The organism is Paracoccus sp. R86501, assembly GCF_042466435.1.
Classification (GTDB): Bacteria; Pseudomonadota; Alphaproteobacteria; order Rhodobacterales; family Rhodobacteraceae; genus Paracoccus.
The window spans coordinates 1,821,431-1,838,803 of record NZ_JAXHPZ010000001.1 but is presented as its reverse complement, the minus strand read 5'-3'; the positions used below and the strand labels follow the sequence as shown (position 1 = coordinate 1,838,803).

At 59.1% G+C, this 17,373-nt stretch carries 16 protein-coding genes; 12 read left to right on the top strand and 4 right to left on the bottom strand.

All coding sequences use genetic code 11. The features are described from left to right. Positions 1–332 precede the first annotated feature (332 nt). The 9 genes from SJY40_RS08875 (at position 333) to SJY40_RS08835 (ending at position 11,121) form a co-directional block, all read left to right on the top strand. Positions 333–1,274: a TAXI family TRAP transporter solute-binding subunit gene (locus tag SJY40_RS08875; RefSeq protein WP_378945212.1), complete on the top strand. Its 942-nt coding sequence runs from the start codon at positions 333–335 to the stop codon at positions 1,272–1,274. Then, complete coding sequence (locus tag SJY40_RS08870; protein WP_378945210.1) at positions 1,271–3,058, top strand: TRAP transporter permease; 1,788 nt, start codon at positions 1,271–1,273, stop codon at positions 3,056–3,058. The genes SJY40_RS08875 and SJY40_RS08870 overlap by 4 nt, the downstream gene beginning before the upstream one ends. A gap of 191 nt (positions 3,059–3,249) precedes the next feature. Next, positions 3,250–4,350, top strand: a complete 1,101-nt coding sequence (locus SJY40_RS08865) for a transporter substrate-binding protein (protein ID WP_378945207.1) — start codon at positions 3,250–3,252, stop codon at positions 4,348–4,350. Then, positions 4,347–4,949: an ANTAR domain-containing response regulator gene (locus SJY40_RS08860; protein ID WP_378945204.1), complete on the top strand. Its 603-nt coding sequence runs from the start codon at positions 4,347–4,349 to the stop codon at positions 4,947–4,949. The genes SJY40_RS08865 and SJY40_RS08860 overlap by 4 nt, the downstream gene beginning before the upstream one ends. Continuing rightward, the gene (locus tag SJY40_RS08855; protein WP_378945201.1) at positions 4,939–5,829 is read left to right on the top strand and encodes an ABC transporter permease; all 891 of its coding nucleotides are present in this window, start codon (positions 4,939–4,941) and stop codon (positions 5,827–5,829) included. The genes SJY40_RS08860 and SJY40_RS08855 overlap by 11 nt, the downstream gene beginning before the upstream one ends. Continuing rightward, a complete protein-coding gene (locus tag SJY40_RS08850; RefSeq protein WP_378945198.1) occupies positions 5,829–6,749 on the top strand; it encodes an ABC transporter permease in 921 nt (306 codons plus the stop codon). The genes SJY40_RS08855 and SJY40_RS08850 overlap by 1 nt, the downstream gene beginning before the upstream one ends. 30 nt (positions 6,750–6,779) lie before the next feature. Then, positions 6,780–8,399, top strand: coding sequence for an ABC transporter substrate-binding protein (locus SJY40_RS08845; protein WP_378945196.1), 1,620 nt, complete (start codon positions 6,780–6,782; stop codon positions 8,397–8,399). Positions 8,400–8,404: 5 nt separating this feature from the next. Continuing rightward, the gene (locus tag SJY40_RS08840) at positions 8,405–9,364 is read left to right on the top strand and encodes an acetamidase/formamidase family protein (protein ID WP_378945193.1); all 960 of its coding nucleotides are present in this window, start codon (positions 8,405–8,407) and stop codon (positions 9,362–9,364) included. After that, positions 9,361–11,121: an ABC transporter ATP-binding protein gene (locus tag SJY40_RS08835; RefSeq protein ID WP_378945190.1), complete on the top strand. Its 1,761-nt coding sequence runs from the start codon at positions 9,361–9,363 to the stop codon at positions 11,119–11,121. Before SJY40_RS08840 ends, SJY40_RS08835 begins: the two co-directional genes overlap by 4 nt. A 757-nt stretch (positions 11,122–11,878) precedes the next feature. Here the strand turns inward: SJY40_RS08835 and SJY40_RS08830 are convergent. From SJY40_RS08830 to SJY40_RS08815, 4 genes are all read right to left on the bottom strand, one after another. After that, positions 11,879–13,012, bottom strand: a complete 1,134-nt coding sequence (locus SJY40_RS08830) for an RES family NAD+ phosphorylase (RefSeq protein ID WP_378945187.1) — start codon at positions 13,010–13,012, stop codon at positions 11,879–11,881. Between the two features lie 202 nt (positions 13,013–13,214). Further along, positions 13,215–13,562 (bottom strand): HNH endonuclease, encoded by a 348-nt coding sequence (locus SJY40_RS08825; protein ID WP_378948333.1) that lies wholly within the window; start codon positions 13,560–13,562, stop codon positions 13,215–13,217. Between the two features lie 99 nt (positions 13,563–13,661). Next, a complete protein-coding gene (locus tag SJY40_RS08820; RefSeq protein ID WP_378945185.1) occupies positions 13,662–14,045 on the bottom strand; it encodes a hypothetical protein in 384 nt (127 codons plus the stop codon). Positions 14,046–14,431: 386 nt separating this feature from the next. Beyond that, positions 14,432–15,364, bottom strand: a complete 933-nt coding sequence (locus SJY40_RS08815) for a LysR family transcriptional regulator (protein WP_378945182.1) — start codon at positions 15,362–15,364, stop codon at positions 14,432–14,434. Between the two features lie 85 nt (positions 15,365–15,449). Here SJY40_RS08815 and SJY40_RS08810 point away from each other — a divergent pair, with 85 nt between their 5' ends. The 3 genes from SJY40_RS08810 (at position 15,450) to SJY40_RS08800 (ending at position 17,360) form a co-directional block, all read left to right on the top strand. Continuing rightward, a complete protein-coding gene (locus SJY40_RS08810) occupies positions 15,450–15,899 on the top strand; it encodes a DMT family transporter (protein WP_378945179.1) in 450 nt (149 codons plus the stop codon). Next, positions 15,896–16,354, top strand: a complete 459-nt coding sequence (locus SJY40_RS08805) for a DMT family transporter (RefSeq protein WP_378945176.1) — start codon at positions 15,896–15,898, stop codon at positions 16,352–16,354. Before SJY40_RS08810 ends, SJY40_RS08805 begins: the two co-directional genes overlap by 4 nt. Positions 16,355–16,778: 424 nt before the next feature. Continuing rightward, on the top strand, positions 16,779–17,360 hold the full coding sequence (locus SJY40_RS08800; RefSeq protein ID WP_378945173.1) for a hemerythrin domain-containing protein: 582 nt from the start codon (positions 16,779–16,781) through the stop codon (positions 17,358–17,360). The last annotated feature ends 13 nt before the right edge of the window (positions 17,361–17,373 follow it).

Sequence of the window (17,373 nt, the reverse complement as noted above, 5' to 3'; positions counted from 1 at the left end):
GTCGAGCAGTTTGATACCGCAGAGAGTTCGCGAGCTTTTTGCGTGCAGGCGCCGGTGACCCGTGCGAACGCGCGTTGGTCGCCCATGTCAGACTAAGCAAGTTGGTCATTGATCAGGCGTGCTTTCGGAGCATGAAAAGGCCCGAAGATCAGGACCGACCGTTCTGCGATCGATGTTTTCGAGGAGCATGCCCAGAAGCAAATCTTCAGCCTGAATCCTACGACCGGCAATACATGTTGAGCATTTGGCCGAATCAAGGTGATGACAGGTTACCTTGACAGTTGCCTGCTACTCCTCGTTCATGACCCTTCGAAAAATATTGGGGATGAGACATGAAAAGCTGGACTGAGGCGGCGTTCGTAATGGCCGCTGTGATGGCGGCGGGAGCAGCGCAGGCGGAGACGCGGCTGACCTACAAATCGGCCAAAACCGGCACCTCCTACTATCAGATGGCGGTCGAACTGGCCGAGGGTGTGAAGGCCGCCTCGAATGGCGAACTGGTCATGACGGTCGAGGAGAGCCAGGGTTCGGTCCAGAACGTCATGGAGGTTCGTGCCCGCGGCGCCGATTATATCTTCACTGCGCCACCTTCGCTGGTTCAGGCATCGCAAGAGGGCAGCGGCCCCTTCGACGGTAAAAGCAGCCCGCAGTTCAGCGAAGTCCGGTCGCTGTTTCCCATCCCGTCGCTGACCATGCATTTCGTCCTTGCTGGCGCCGAAGGGGCGACCTCCCTCGATGCGCTGGAAGGGCAAAATATCCTCTTGGGCAAAGGCAGCTTTGGCGCGACCGAAGGTGAGAAATATCTGGACCTGTTCGGTATGACGGACAAGGTCACCATCGCCGATGCTGAACTGTCGAATGCGGTCGATGCGCTGAAAAACGGACAGATCGACGGTTTTGTCACCGCAGGCAGCTTTCCTGCCCCCAACGTTATCGAAGCGGCGGCCAGTCAGCCGGTGCGCCTTTTGTCGATGACCGACGACCAGATCGCGCAAACGGGTCAGGCAAGGGTTGTCATTCCTGCGGATGTCTATCCGGGGCAGGCGGGTGATATCACGACCACAGGCTTGCCGGTGGTGGCTTTTACGACGACGGCGATGGACGATGACACGGCATATCAGCTGACCAAGGCGTTCTGGATGCAACGCGAAAAGATGGCCGGCAACGCGCCCTGGTGGAAGGGCGTGACGCCTGATCAGGTTGCGGCGCTGTCCGCACTGCATCCGGGTGCCGCGCGTTATTACGAAGAAGCGGGCGTGGCTGTCGCGGAATGAAGCAAATTGTCGTCTCCAAGGCGCGGCGGACAGTTCTACTGTCCGCCGCGATTTTGCTTGTCGCCTTCCATCTGGGGCTGATCTTTTCCGGCCTTGTGCCGAACCTCGTCGCGCGTCCCCTGCATGTTGCGCTGATCCTGCCGTGGATTTTCATCTTTACGGATGAGCGCAATACACGCCTGGAAATGATCTTCGGTGGCGTTCTGGCGGTGCTGGCGATTGCTGCCTCGGTCTGGGTGGCATGGAACGCCGAAACGCTGGCTGATCAATACGGCTTCGTCGAAAGCGGCTTCCAATATGCTGTGGGGGCGGTTCTGCTGTTGGCGGTCCTTGAGGCTGCGCGCCGTGCGATTGGCTGGCCTCTGCCCACCGTCGCGGCGATTGCCCTTCTCTATGCTGCATTCGGGCAATATATCCCCGGCGAGTTCGGACATGCGCCGCTTCCGGCAGCCAGTCTGATAGGCACGATGACCTTGGCCGAGGGCGGAATTTTCGGTCAGCTGACCGGTGTTTCGGTCGGTGTCGTGGCAATCTTCGTGATTTTCGGCGCGGTCCTGAACGCAGGGGAAGCAGGGCAGGGGTTCATGAACCTTGCGTCCGCCGCAGCGGGCCGTCTGCGCGGTGGCGCGGGCAAGGTCTCGGTCATCGCGTCGGCCTTGTTCGGATCGATTTCAGGGTCGGCATCGGCAAATGTCGCCTCGACGGGGGCGGTGACGATCCCTGCAATGATCCGGCTGGGATACCCGCGCCGCATTGCCGGGGCCGTCGAGGCCGTGGCATCATCGGGTGGGCAGATCATGCCACCGCTGATGGGGGCGGGCGCCTTTGTCATGGTCGAGCTGACGGGCACGCCCTATACCCAGATCATCGCTGCCGCGATCCTGCCGGCGCTGCTTTACTTTGTTGTCGTGTGGTTCGGGATCGATGCCTATGCGCGACGCTACGACCTGCGGGGACTGCCCGCCGATCAACAGCCGTCAGCATCGGAAGTGTTGGTCACTTCCGCCTTTTTCATGGTGCCTTTCACGGTGCTTCTGGGGGCGATGTTCTGGGCCGGTTACACGCCGCAATATGCCGCGGCGCTTGCCATCGTTTCGGGAGCATTCCTGCTGTTGACCGGCGCGGATCTGCGATTTGACCTGTTGCGCGCCGCCCGACGGGTCGAGGCTGCAGTCATCAACTCTGCCCGGCAGGTTTCGCTGATTGCGGCGATCATCCTCTGCGCCTCGATTATCACCGGTGTGCTGGCGATGACGGGGTTGGGGGTCAAGATCACGTCGCTGATCCTCTCGGCGTCGGATGGACGACTGTGGCCGTCGTTGCTGTTGACCGGTCTTGCATGCCTTGTGCTGGGCATGGAAGTTCCGACCACCGCTGCCTATGTCATCTGCGTATCCGTTGCCGGACCCGCCCTGACCGCCCTCGGGTTGGAGCCGCTGCAGGCGCATCTGTTCGTTTTCTGGTTTGCGCTGCTGTCGACCATCACGCCGCCGGTTTGCGGCGCGGTCTTCATTGCAGCTGGCATGGCGCAGGAGAATTGGTTGCGGGTGGCGTTCACCGCGATGTCCTTGGGCATCGGCCTCTATCTGATCCCCTTGGGCATGATCGCGCGTCCGGATCTGATCCGGCTGACCGATGCGCCTGTTTCGGCACTGCTTTCAGCCGGATTGGTCGGTGGCGGGTGCGTTGTCATGTCCTATGCACTGATCGGTCTGCGAAACCCGGTCTATACTGCCGCCGGATTGTTCGCAGGTTTGGCAATGATCTTTGTGCAGGGGGTCTGATCGTCGAAGTCTGCCGTAAATCTAGGCAGGAAAATAGCCTTGGTTGTGCGTTGCCAGCCTTTTTCTTGACAGAAGATGCGGCGCCGTCCGATGCTTGAGGCGAACATAGCCGGCAATCAAGCCTCGCGATCCCGATTTGCACCGACAGGTGTATTGGGATTGCGGGGCTTTTTTCGTTTTGAGGAGCGGTTTTGAAGCGTCAGATCGATCTTGGAATCCTGTTTTCCAGCACGGGAACCTATAGCCTTCTGGGCCGGGCCAGCCGCGACGGTGCGCTGAAGGCTGTCGAACAGGTCAACGCCGATCCTGTCCATGACTTCGTGTTCCGACCCGTCGAACGTGATCCCGAAGGAAACGTGGATGCCTATGCTCCACTATGTGAGGACATCCTGCGCCACAGCGATGCCCGGCATATCATCGGCTGCACGACATCATGGAGCAGGAAGGAGATCATTCCGTCGCTGGAACGGATGGACGGCGCGCTGTGGTATCCCGTTCCGCACGAAGGCTTCGAGACGTCCGACCGCATCGTCTATACCCATGCCTGCCCGAACCAGCATCTGGTGCCTCTGCTGGATTACGCTTTTTCCCAATATGGCACCCGGGCCTATCTGACCGGATCGAACTATATCTGGGGCTGGGAAATGAACCGTCTGGCCCGAGAGATCGGCGCAAGGGCAGGGGGCATGGTTCTGGGCGAACGCTACTTGCCGTTGGGGTCAACCGATGTGATGCGGATGGTCGAAGAGATCGCCGAACTGCGCCCCGATTTCGTTCTGAACCAGCTGATCGGACCTTCTCAATACGCTTTTCTGGCAGAAATGACCAAGCTGCGGGCGCGCGACCCCTTCTTTGCTGACGGTCATTGCCCGGTCCTTTCCTGCAACCTGACCGAATGCGAACTGCCCGCCATCGGACCCGCCGCAGAAGGTGTCATTGCTGCAGGCCCTTGGTTCCGTGGCATGCCCCGACTATCGCGAAACCAAAAAAGCGGCCCTGATTTCGGATCGTCACTCGAGGCTGTCGCCCATTGTTCCGTCATGATGCTGGCACGATTGCTGTCCCATCGCTCCGGCGCCGAAAGGCTGCCTCTGCCCGAACTTCTGGCCAGTCCGGTGGCGCAAGGGATGGGCATCAGCCCCCTGACACATCACACCCGCCTGCCCGTAGTGATCGCCCAGATCCGGGATGGCGTATTTCAGCCCTTGCGAAGACTGGATCCGATGAATGGAGATCCCTATCTGACCCAACCCCGCGAGGCCGCGCAGCCTATCCTGCGGGTTGTGACATGACCCGCCGCCTGCAAATTCCCGATCTTGGCGGAGCGACTGCGGTGATCCTGCATAGGCCGCATCCGACGGTCGCCGCGCTGACCCGGCAATTGAACGCAATCGGTCTGCAGGTGGAATGTTGCTGGCCGGAGCTTCCGGTTTCCGCACGGCAGGCTGATTACCTTTTTCTGGATGTCGATACCGCCCATGACGATCAGTTTCCCTGGGAAATCGGTCGAGCACCTATGCCAGCCATTGCGCTGGTCGGATCCGAGGCGCCGGGCCGGATCGAATGGCTGATGAACTTCGGTGCCGACGCTCAGATATTAAAACCTGTCGGAACAGGCGGTGTCTATTCGGCACTGTTGATCGCGCGCGCGACATTTGATGCACGAGCCGAAATGGCCGATAGCATCGAAAGCCTGCGCCGCCGTCTGGGGCAGCGCCAGACCGTCGTGCGTGCGGTGACAATGCTGGCTGCACGCGGGAAATCCGAAGATGCCGCCTATAACCAGCTGCGTGCCATGGCGATGGCCTGGCGCGTCAGCTTCGAAGAGGCTGCCGAACGTATCGTGGCCGATGCCGCCCCCCACACGCAGGAGCCGGAAAATGGCCGATAGCACCCATATCCCCCAGGCCCCGCCGGCGGTCGCTGGCCTTGTGCGGCGTTTGCTGCGGCGCAAGATGGCCGTCTTCGGGTTGGTCATCATCGTCGTGGTGGTCGGCAGCGCCATGCTGGCGCCGTGGATTGTCAGATACAGCCCCGATGAACAGCTGTTCGAGGGGCTGACCCTGCAAGGTGCCCCCATGCCACCGAATGCACAGTTCCTGATGGGCACCGATCTGTTGGGGCGCGATCTGTTCAGCCGGATGCTCTACGGTGCCCGGACATCCTTGATCATCGGAGTGGTGGCCAATGGTGCTGCGCTGATGATCGGCACATTGGTAGGGCTGACGGCAGGTTTTCTGCGCGGTTGGGTCGGGGCGATCCTGATGCGCTTCACCGATCTGATGATGGCCTTCCCCGCGTTGTTGCTGGCGATCTGCCTGGCGGCGATATTTCAGCCATCGCTTTGGATCGTGGCAATGGTTATCGCCTTGGTGAACTGGGTCCAAACGGCGCGCGTCGTCTATACCGAAACCACCAGCTTGGCCGAACGTGAATTCATCGCCGCCGAACGCACTCTGGGGGCATCGCAATCACGTATCCTGTTCAGGCATATCCTGCCGCATCTGGTGCCGACACTGATTGTCTGGGGCACGCTGGGGATCAGCGTCACCGTGCTGCTTGAGGCCACACTCAGTTTTCTGGGTGTGGGTATGCAACCGCCGACCCCAAGTTGGGGCAACATCATCTTCGAGAACCAGACCTATTTCCAAGCCGCGCCTTGGCTGGTGTTTATACCTGGCGCCGCGATCCTGCTGCTGGCCCTTGCATTCAACCTCGTGGGTGACGCGCTGCGCGAAGTTCTGGATCCAACCCAGAGAGGGCGCGACTGATGGCCGGCTATCTGCTTCGCCGGGTGATACAGGCGGCTTTGATCCTGCTTGGTGTCAGCTTCATCACCTTCATGCTGCTTTACGTGCTGCCTGCCGATCCGGTGCGCCAGATCGCCGGACGGTCAGCTACGTCTCAGACTGTCGAAAACATCCGTCAGCAACTTGGGCTGGATCAACCCTTGCTGGTGCAATACGGGCGCTATCTAGGCGGATTGATCCAAGGGGACATGGGCCGCAGTTACCTGCAAAAGACCGAGGTCGCCTCGCTTATCGCATCGCGGTTGCCGGCATCGCTGTTGCTGATGGCGGGCGGCATTCTTTGCGAATTGCTGATTGGGCTGACCTTGGGCGTGATCGCCGCATTGTGGCGCGGTCGTCCGCTGGATCAGGGTCTGATGGTCACTAGCTTTGTTGCCGTATCCGCCCCGCAGTTCGTCGTCGGTCTGTTGCTGCTTTATGTCTTTGCAGTCCAATTGGGGTGGTTCCCGATCGGCGGCTATGGCACCGCCGCGCATTTGGTGCTGCCGGCGATAACCTTGGGGATCATGGGGTCGGGCTGGTATTCGCGCATGATGCGGTCATCCATGATCGAGGTGCTGCGCCAGGATTACATCCGCACCGCCCGCGCCAAGGGCCTGACCCGCAGGCGTATTCTGTTCCGCCATGCCCTGCCCAATGCCATTCTTCCGATCATCGCCATGATCGGCATAGACATCGGCATTTTCATGGGCGGCATGGTCGTCGTCGAAAGTGTTTTTGGATGGCCGGGCATCGGGCAGCTAGCATGGCAGGCCATCCAGCGCGTTGATATTCCGATTATCATGGGGGTTACGATGGTATCGGCCACGGCCATCGTGCTGGGCAACCTGCTGGCGGATATCGCCACCCCCTTCATAGATCCGCGCATCAAGATGCGGTGAGACCGACTGAAACCAGCAGGAAAACATGACATGAAAAAACTGCTTTGCTCTTCCGCGTTGCTTGCCGCATTGGCGCTGCCAGCCGTGGCGCAGGAATACACCGCCGATCCCGCCGCAGTGTCCGGTGGTATGATCACTATCACCTACAAGGACGACGTCGCGACGCTGGACCCTGCCATCGGCTACGATTGGCAGAACTGGTCGATGATCAAATCGCTGTTCGACGGTCTGATGGATTATGTTCCGGGGACGACAGAATTGCGCCCTGGTTTGGCCGAAAGCTATGACGTCTCGGACGACGGGACAGTCTTCACCTTTACCCTTCGCAAGGGCGTCACTTTCCACAACGGCCGCGAGATGACCGCCGAAGACGTCAAATATTCGCTGGATCGGGTCACCAACCCTGCCACGCAATCACCGGGGGCTGGTTTCTTTGCATCGATCAAGGGGTTCGATGCCATTTCGACGGGCGAGGCCGAAGACCTGACAGGCGTCGAGGTGGTCGATCTGCAAACCATCCGGATCACCCTGTCGCGCCCCGATGCGACCTTCCTGCATGTTATGGCGCTGAACTTTGCCTCGGTGGTGCCAAAAGAAGCTGTTGACGAATTCGGCGCCGACTTCGGGAAGCATCCAGTCGGAACGGGGGCATTCAAGCTGGGCGACTGGACTATCGGTCAGCGGCTGGTGTTCGAAAAGAACGCCGAATACTGGCGCGACGGGGTGCCCTATCTGGATGGCATCACCTTCGAAGTGGGGCAGGAGCCCATCGTCGCGCTTTTGCGTCTGCAACAGGGCGAGGTTGACGTGCCCGGCGACGGTATCCCGCCCGCCAAGTTCCAAGAGGTGATGGCAGACCCCGATCAGGCCGCGCGTGTCGTCGAAGGCGGTCAGCTGCACACCGGATACATCACTCTGAATGTTGGTCAGGAACCCTTTGACAAGCTGCCGGTCCGCGAAGCCGTCAATATGGCGATCAACAAGGACCGCATCATCCAGATCATCAACGGTCGCGCAGTTGCCGCAAACCAACCGCTGCCGCCATCCATGCCCGGATATAGCCAAGGGTTCGACGGCTTTGCCTATGACGTCGAGGCAGCCAAGGCCAAGCTGGCCGAGGCAGGGTTGGAAGACGGATTTACCACCCAGCTTTACGTCATGAACACCGATCCCAACCCGCGCATCGCACAGGCCATCCAGCAGGACCTGAAGACGATTGGTGTCGATGTCGAAATCCGCAGTCTGGCCCAGGCCAACGTGATCGAGGCTGGCGGCGGAGGCGAGGCTCCGATGATCTGGTCCGGTGGCATGGCATGGATCGCCGATTTCCCCGATCCCTCGAACTTCTACGGTCCGATCTTGGGCTGTGCGGGCGCGGGTGGTGGCGGCTGGAACTGGTCCAAATTCTGTGACGAAGGCATTGATGCCATGGCCACCGATGCCGACAGCTTTACTGACCCCGCCGATCCGGCGCGTCTGGAGTTGTGGTCGCAGGTCTATCAGCAGGTGATGGCCGAGGCACCTTGGGTCCCCGTCTTCAACGAACAGCGATACACCATGAAATCGGAACGCATGGGGGGCGCAGATGCGCTTTACGTCGATCCGGTCTCAATCCCCGTCAACTATGATTATGTCTTCGTGACCGAGTAATTCCCATGTGCAAACACTGCGACTATACGATCCACGGCGCGCAGCACCATTTCGGTTGGGACAACTCGATTGCCCCTGCCGCAACGGTCGCACCGGGATCGACGATCCTGTTCAACTGTATGGATTCATCGGCGGGCCAGCTTGGCCCGTCAAGCACCGTGGCAGATGTCACGGCGCTGGATTTCGGCAAGATCAACCCTGTGTCCGGCCCGATCTATGTCGATGGCGCGGAGCCCGGCGATGCGCTGAAGGTGACATTGGGCGATTTCGCTCCGCGCCGTCAGGAAGGAACCGCATGGGGCTGGACCGCGAACATTCCGGGATTTGGCCTGTTGGCGGATCAATTCACCGATCCGGCCCTGACCATCTGGAAATACGATGCCGACACCATGGCACCTGCTCTTTGGGGCGAACACGGCAAGGTGGCACTGAAGCCGTTTACCGGCACCATCGGGGTGGCACAGGCCGAACCGGGGGCGCATTCTATCGTGCCTCCGCGCCGCACGGGGGGCAATCTGGACATCCGTGATCTGGCCAAGGGCACCGTGCTCTATCTGCCGGTCGAGGTCGCGGGCGCGCTGTTTTCGGTTGGCGATACCCACGCCGCCCAAGGCGACGGAGAGGTTTGCGGAACCGCCATCGAAAGCCCGATGGATGTGACCTTGACGCTGGATCTGGTCAAAGGCGCAAACCTGAAAATGCCGCGCTTCACCACGCCCGGTCCCGTCACGCACCATCTGGATGCCAAAGGATACGAGGTGACGACCGGCATCGGCCCCGATCTGATGACCGGCGCAAGGCAGGCCGTGGAACAGATGGTCGATCTGCTTTGTGCGCAACACGGTATGGCGGCGGTCGATGCCTATATGTTGGTTTCGACCTGCGGTGATCTGCGGATATCAGAGATCGTCGATATGCCCAATTGGGTGGTGTCGTTCTATTTCCCGCGTTCGGTTTTCGAATGACATCGGCGGATAAGACTGAGGCTGCCCCGCTGTTGTCGGTGCAGGGGTTGACGGTGTCCGTCCGTGACCGAGGTGTGATGCGCCCTTTGGTCACGAATATCGGCTTCGATCTCCGGGCAGGGGAAACGCTTGCAATTGCCGGTGAAAGCGGTTCGGGGAAATCCATCACCTCATTGGCGCTCATGGGGCTTTTGCCCAATAACGTGGCGGTCAGCGGCGGTCGGATGCTGCTGGAAGGAACCGATCTGGCCTGCTTGTCCGAAGCACAAATGCGCCCTTTGCGCGGTTCCAGGGTCGCGATGATCTTTCAGGAACCGATGACATCGCTGAATCCGGTCCAGACCATCGGCACGCAACTGGTCGAAGCAATCCGCTCGCATGAGGATGTGTCGCGCAAACAGGCCCGTGTGGCGGCCGTCGCCGCGTTGAGCAAGGTTCGCATATCGGAACCTGACCGTCGCATGGGCCAGTATCCGCATGAACTGTCGGGGGGGATGCGGCAGCGTGTGATGATTGCCATGGCGCTGGCGCTGCGGCCGGCCTTGCTGATTGCCGACGAACCCACGACCGCGCTGGATGTAACTGTCCAGCGCGAGGTTTTGGACCTGCTGCGCGATTTGCAGCGCGAAACCGGTATGGCGATCATCCTGATCACCCATGATATGGGGGTCGTGGCGGAAACCGCAGATCGTGTGGTTGTCATGCAGGCCGGACGAATGGTGGAAGAGGGCACCACCACGCAGGTTTTCGCAACGCCGAAGGCACCCTATACCCGTGACCTCCTGGCCGCGGTTCCGCGTCTTGGCGATGGCGCCAAGCGGGGCACTGCGACGCCTCCGGCAGCGCAGGTGCCCGTTGCGCGTCTGGAGAATGCCACGGTGCATTTCGACATCGGAGCAAATATTTTGGGTCGCCCGACGCATCGCGTGCATGCGGTCCAGAATATCAGTTTTGACATTCGGCCCGGTGAAACCTTCGGCTTGGTCGGCGAAAGCGGATGCGGCAAATCCACGGTTGCAAAGGCTTTGGCCGGTCTTGTCCCCCATCAAGGCCAGATCGAGGTTGGGGGCAATCTATTGTCCGATCTGTCGCCTCGGGGGCGCAAGGATATCTGCCGCGACGTCCAGTTGGTCTTTCAGGATCCGATGGCAGCATTGGACCCGCGGATGAAGGTTGGCGATGCCGTGGCTGAACCTTTAGTGATCCACGGCATCGGGACAGGTGCAGAACGCCTTGCTCAGACCCGTGAGTTGTTCCGTCGCGTCGGCCTGACGGAAGACCAGATGGAACGTTATCCCCATGAGTTTTCAGGCGGGCAAAGACAGCGCATTTGCGTGGCGCGTGCGCTGGCACTGCGACCTAGGCTGATCATCTGCGACGAAAGCGTGTCGGCGCTGGACGTTTCGGTGCAGGCAAAGGTGCTCGAACTGTTGGCCGAGCTGAAGGCTGAATCGGGTGTTTCCTATCTGTTCATCAGCCACGATATGGCCGTCGTAGAAAATGTCGTGGACCGGTTGGCAGTTATGTATCTTGGGCAGATTGTCGAAATGGGCACACGCGATCAAGTATTTGGCAACCCGCGCCACCCCTATACGCAACGTCTTTTGTCAGCGGTGCCTATCCCTGATCCCGCCCGCAGGGGCCGAGTTCACTTGCGCCCTACCAGCGAAACCCCGTCCCCAATAAAGATTATCGGCGATCCGCCTGCTTCAGTGGCTCTGACGGATATCGGCGACACTCATCTGGTCGCGCTATAAGCTGGCAAATCATGAAGAGTGAAATTTGGTGCGAACGATTTTGTAGCGTAGGCTGGGACGGCAGTCCGTAAGCGACGGCTGAACCCCACATTTCTTAAATTATGCGGTGCCGCGAAGATTATTCTATTGACCAGTGGAAGTGCGGTTCACAATGTGTGCCAGGAATTCGTTTCTTACTTCCTTGGGGGTCGAGATCTATGCCTCTGGTCACCGTCGGCTGCCGACTAAAGTGAAGGCTTTGCTTTGTCGCGGACCCTCATGAGCTTGGGGCTACGGTGAATGCTATAAAAGATCGGTATGGTGGTAACCGACCGATTGATGCCGCCTGCCTGACATCAAGGGAATATGCTGTCCGGTCAAACGAAGACCAAGATCTGAACAAAGCCGACTTATAAACAACGATTCGCTGGGAAGCAGGTCGCCGCCTTTCGACAGTGCAGCGAACTAGCGGGCTCGAGACACGAAAGCGGCCATTCGGCATCGGCGAAGTTTAACGGACGCCTGACCCGAGGAGAAGTGCGGGGAGCGCACTGACGGCGGCCCGGCGAACCGAAGGGCTCACGGCACAGCAGCAGACACTCGTCGCCGGCGCAGCACGGCCGGCGCCTGAGCCGTCACAAAGGGCGGTTTCCGGACTTTCGCTGCACCTTGCAATAACGGCGGCTGTGAGTAGAGGCGATGTCATGGGTCAACGGTGCCCTCAAGAGTTCAACTCTATCGCGGTCTCCTTCGGTTGCACGTGTGATCAGAAATGAGGTTATGATGGCGTTGAGGTGTCAACGCTCGAAAATTGGTAGTGCAAATCGTCCACCTTCATCACTGCAGATGCACTTTCATCAAAATCAAAGGTATCCGGATCAAAGGCACAGAGGTTAATACCGTTTCCTACCGAGCTACGGTATATTACACCCTCGAAGCCATTTCGTATCAGGACATCTGACAGAAGTTGTGTGATGGAATATCGGTGCCGCTCCTCTGGAATTATGGGCGCACCCAATAGTGAATCAATATTATGGATAAGTGCAAAGATATCCAGCCGAGCATCCGATGAAGAGAAAGGGCCAATAGCAACGTCGAAGCGTGCGACACGGAGTTCTTTACGAGGCCGGAATCCGCCGACCGAGATAAAGTGACTCGGGTGCGGCCGAATTTCGGCAAGAGCCGTTTCCACTTCAGAAGCAACATATAGAACAGAAACACCCTGCCGGTTCGTCCGACCGGCAGACGCCTGCGGCGGTGGCAATGCGCTAATGGCAGGCCCTTTATAAGGGGTGGCGACATGATTAACACTGCGCCATCCAACGTGGACTGACCTCTCTTCGACACCAATTCGTCCCCGATACCAAAGCGTCCCGGCCTGCACCGTCACTTCGATGTCATCTTTGATTTGAGCGAGGACCTCTTTCATCGCAGCTTCAACCGCATGAAAGTTCTCACGCTCAAGTCGCTGCGCAATAGTTTGTAGTTCGGAGCTGGGTGTTTCGGGAATCGAAAACTGGATACCCCGTCCTCCTAACTGGTCGCCGCCAGCAAACAAGCAAATCCCCTTATCATAGTCTGGGTAGATTTCGCCTTCCCAAGTGATGCGGTGAATTAAGTCGTCTTGGTAATCGTCGCACGTAGCAACTTCGAGTATAGGATTCTCTTGACCAAGCAAGACCTCGTCTATCGAAGTGCCACCCCAGTGAGGATTGTAATCATCTTCGCTGAAGTGAAACCGTATCAGCGCTCTGATGAGGTTCCGTAGGAGTTCGAACTTTTCTGGATCAAATACATATCCATGCGTCCCACACGCGCCGCAGATACCCTCCTTCAGATCGCTTGCTACTAAAGTTGCAACTTCGGGATGTTTGGCGCATGCTGGGCAAATGCTGACCTGTTCCGTTGTCAAATTTCGCCCTCCGCCCACAAGATAATATTCCCTGTCATTTGACACCATTAGTTATGACGGCTATCTCGTTACGCACATCTATATGAAAATTCTTGGGACGCTACGACTGAAATAATTGCCTGCGCCCGTATAGTCCCACGCCTGCTACGGTCAGCAATGCAAACACAGCATCGCGTCTCTCGGTACAACCCTCGAATGGAAGCTAGGGCCGCTGAGCGACTGCCAGTCTGGGACTTGAATACCTGGCGTCGCTGCGCATCTGGTGCTCCTGCGAAGCAGCTAGAACTCCGTGCCGCGGCGGAGTGGCGTCACTCAGATAGTTTGAGGCGCCAAGTGGGTAAGCCCGAAAGTAGTCCGGCGAAACCGGGTCCAAACGGCTTGATTTTGAGCTGTTGCATCCATCGCAAAGTAGCTGAAGATTGGTCACGTCGTTCGCTCCACCCTCAGCAAGCGGGATGATATGGTCGTAGCGTTCCGTTACCTCGGGGTTCACGATCCGATCCAGTGATCGCCTGCAGGACCGGCATTCACCTCCATCTCGGTGGAAAATTGCGTTCTTTATGATCTGAGGGACATGCTGACGCTTCAGCCTGCCACGCTTCGTGAACCGTGTATCGGTTCCGTCCGCATACTCCCCAAAGCTGATGATTTAGTTCGAGGTAAGCTGGTTGAACCAGGATAGAAGCACCACGTCCCGAAAGAGGATGTGGAACACCTCCTCGACAAGGCTCTCATGTGCGGACACCCAAAGAGGTTCGCCCCACATCTCGGCCAGCCCCCACTCTTCGATAACCTTAAGCGTATCTGTTGGCAGTCCTGCAGGTTTCAGGAAGTCCTTGAGAATCTGGTAGTCCTCATCTCGTCCTGTCCCAATGCCTTCAAGCAGAATGTCGGTAGTGACGTCCTCAATGAACGCATGAAGGTTGGAGAAGCGCGGGAACGGGTTGCACAGGCTCGATGCCCGCATGTCGCCGAAAAGTTCTTCAAGATTTCGCGCGAATGCGCTTTCTTGGCGCACGACATTGAAGATCACATGAGCGAACCAGTAGGGAGTGAACCCCGATGATCGGTAGTAGCCTGAATCTCTCATTCGACCTCGACTTCAAACCCATTTGGTACGTTACCACAATACATGCCGAACTGAAGCGGACCTTCGTGCTTGGCGCAGCGAATTCACCCATTGCCCGCACTGCGGAGCTTCTGGATCTTGGACGATGCTGCGTGGTCCTGTGAAAGTCCGGTTTGGGGAAGCCGCACTACGGCAGCAGTGATCCTGGCGAAGGTCCGGTCTGGGCCGGGAACGGCTATGAGACGGTGACGTTTAGGTGATTTCAGACCACGCCGCGCTTGGCCACGCGGGTGCATGTGCGGGCCTACCCGTTCTGGCATACGCTTCGTTCTGCGCGGATCACTTCCAGTTTAAATCTCGCGATCCCAGTAAGGCGGAGTTCCAATGCGGTCGATCAGATGCTCGACGAAAGCCAAGACCTTGGCTGATCGCATGCGCCCCTCGGGGAACAGGAAGCGGATGGCCCGTGCGTCCGTCCCTTCCTGCGCTCTCCAATCCTCGAGAACGGGTAACAGACGGCCTGCACGCAGGTGCTCTCGAACGAGCCATGTCGGGAACAGGATAAGCCCTTGGCCCGCTAGCGAGGCTTGGACTAGCGCGGTGGCGTCGTTGCTGCGCAGGTTGCCCCCCACGGTTTGGTGCGTGAAGGGCCCCGGCCCCCGGGAGAAACACCACGCTTGGGTGCCTTGGCGCGAGCGATATTGAAGGCAGTCATGCGCACCGAGATCTTCAGGTGTGCGCGGGATACCCCGCCGCGCCAAATACTCGGGCGCTCCCAGAACCAGATGCCGCTGATCGGCCAGCTTGCGGGCAAGCATGGCGCTGTCGGGTGCCTCTCCGATCCGCAGCACTACGTCAGCGCCGTCGGACACGGGATCGACCAGCGCATCCGTCAGGTCGAGTTCGATTTCCAGCTCCGGGTGGGCGGCCTGTAGCCCATGTAGGAAGGGCGCGACGTGGAGCCTGCCGAAGGCCACGGGTGCATTAACCCTTAGCAGCCCACGGGGAGCCAAGCGCCCGCCCCGGAGATTGTCGGTAGCACGGTCGAGCGCCTCGATGACCGCTGTGACCTCATCGAGGAAGGTCGCGCCCTGGTCGCTTAGTCGGACCGATCGGGTAGAGCGGTGGAGCAGGCGCTGACCGAGCGTCCCCTCCAGACGCGCCATATGGCGGGACACCGACGAGGCGGGAAGATCGTGTCGCCTGCCGGCGGCCGTGAAGCTGCCCGCCGCGGCGACATCGATAAAAAGCCGCAGGGCCAGAAGCGAGATATCTTTGTTCATTCGGCAATTATCATTTGTCATTTGTCAGAATTGTTGTCCCTAGCTTCCCTAATATATGCAGTGCCTTCGCATCAAGGAAATGCCCATGAAGCAAATCGCTACTCTTATCGCCACTTTCCTCGCTGGGACCGGCCTGGCCTTCGAGGCCGGACTGCTCGGCCCCTTGGGAGAGACCGTAGGGCACTATTCTGCCGCCCTGTCGATCTTCCTAGTGGGGACGCTGATCCTGACCCTCGCGCTAATCTTCGTGCCGGGCGTGGATCTCGGCCGCGTCTTTCGCCAGCCCCGGTGGCAGCTGACCGGCGGCGTAATGGGCCCCATCTATGTGGTGGCCCTGACGCTGGCCACGCCGGTGATCGGGGTCGGCACGACAATGGTCGCGGTGCTCGCCGGCCAGATTGGCGGTTCGCTCCTGATCGACCACTTCGGCTGGCTCGGCAGTGCTGGGCGACGCATTGATTTCTATCGCATGGGGGCGCTCGGCCTGATCGCCGCCGCCCTCGTCCTCATGAACTTGAAGGCAGACATTTTATGATGCTCGTCGTTCTCGCCGCACTCGCCGGAGGGGTCGCGCTTGCCGTGCAATCCTCGGTCAACGGTCGCCTCGGGTCCGAGGCCGGGCTGGTGCCCACTGCCTGGCTCACCTTCTTCGTGGGGGCGGTCCTGTGCCTCGGGCTGGTCCTCTTCGTCGAGCCGGCCCAGACCGCCACGCTTCTCGATGCGCCAAGATGGCAGCTGACGGGGGCCTTCTTTGGAGTCGTCTACATCGTGGTAATGGTCGTCGCGGTGCCTCTGCTGGGGATTGCTGCGGCAACCGTCGCAGTGATCGCGGGGCAACTGTCCATGAGCATCGTCATCGACCATTTCGGCTGGCTGGGGAACGAGGTCATGGCGATCGACGCGAGCCGTGCCGGAGCCATCGCTTTGCTGCTGGGAGCACTGGGGCTGATCTATGCCGGCAACCGGACCGTCGCCCGCAAATCGGCATAATCTGGCTACTCTCTCGCGCGCGCCTTAATCGCAATGTCGGCTTCCATTTTGTTCATGTGAAGTCCACCGATGCATTCTCGGCCGCGCGGGGCAAGGTTGCCCCCGGAACGTTCATCGAGAGAGAGCGCGTCCGGTTGGTCTGGTTATAAATTTCTGCCGTAAACCGAGCACGGACATGCTCTGTGGAGCCGACTATTTTTGCTGTGAACCCGTCAACGTGGAGCTATGTTTAGCTGTCCCAGTCTCGACGCCAAAAACATTGAACACTTGAAGGCAATGGCAGCTTTTACGTGCGCATTGCGGCGACGATGTTGTCGGGCGAACGGCAACACAGGGTTAATTCAGATTGTATCGGAAAGACCAATGCCTGCGTCGTTGGATCGACGCTCTTGACTTGGCACAGGCAGAGGCTTTCATGCCAAGCATGATGGACCTTTCAACACATTCACTGAACGACCTGACACTTGACGAGTTCTCGCGGCCCATAGCACCGAGGGTTCCGGCAGCGACAGACATGCACCGCCGCCAAGGTCAACAGCTGGCGGCCATCCACCGTCATTATCTGATTGAGATGGCCCAGATTGCAGCGGTTTTGGCTCGGATAGAGGCGGGAGACGCTCCTCCCGAGAACCTGAGGCAGATCATACTTTCACTCGATATGGCGGAGAATTTGCGGGCGTTCGGAAATCTCTGTGGGCGCGAGTGCCAAGTGCTCAAATTCCATCACGACATAGAAGGATCCGATATGTTCCCCCGGATCGAGGCGGCAGGGGGAGGCATGTTTCGAGAGGTCGTTGCTAAACTGCTGTCAGAGCACGAGGTGGTCCACGAGTTGATCATACGCCTTGGTAGCGCTGCGGACGCGCTGATGGAAGATCCGTGCGAGGCGAACTTCGTCGATGCCGCGACCACTTACCAAAAACTTGAAGAAGTCATACGTTCTCATTTTGGCTATGAGGAGACGGAATTGGCGGAGGCCATCGGGTATTACCTCGGGTCGATCTGATACCGCATCCAGA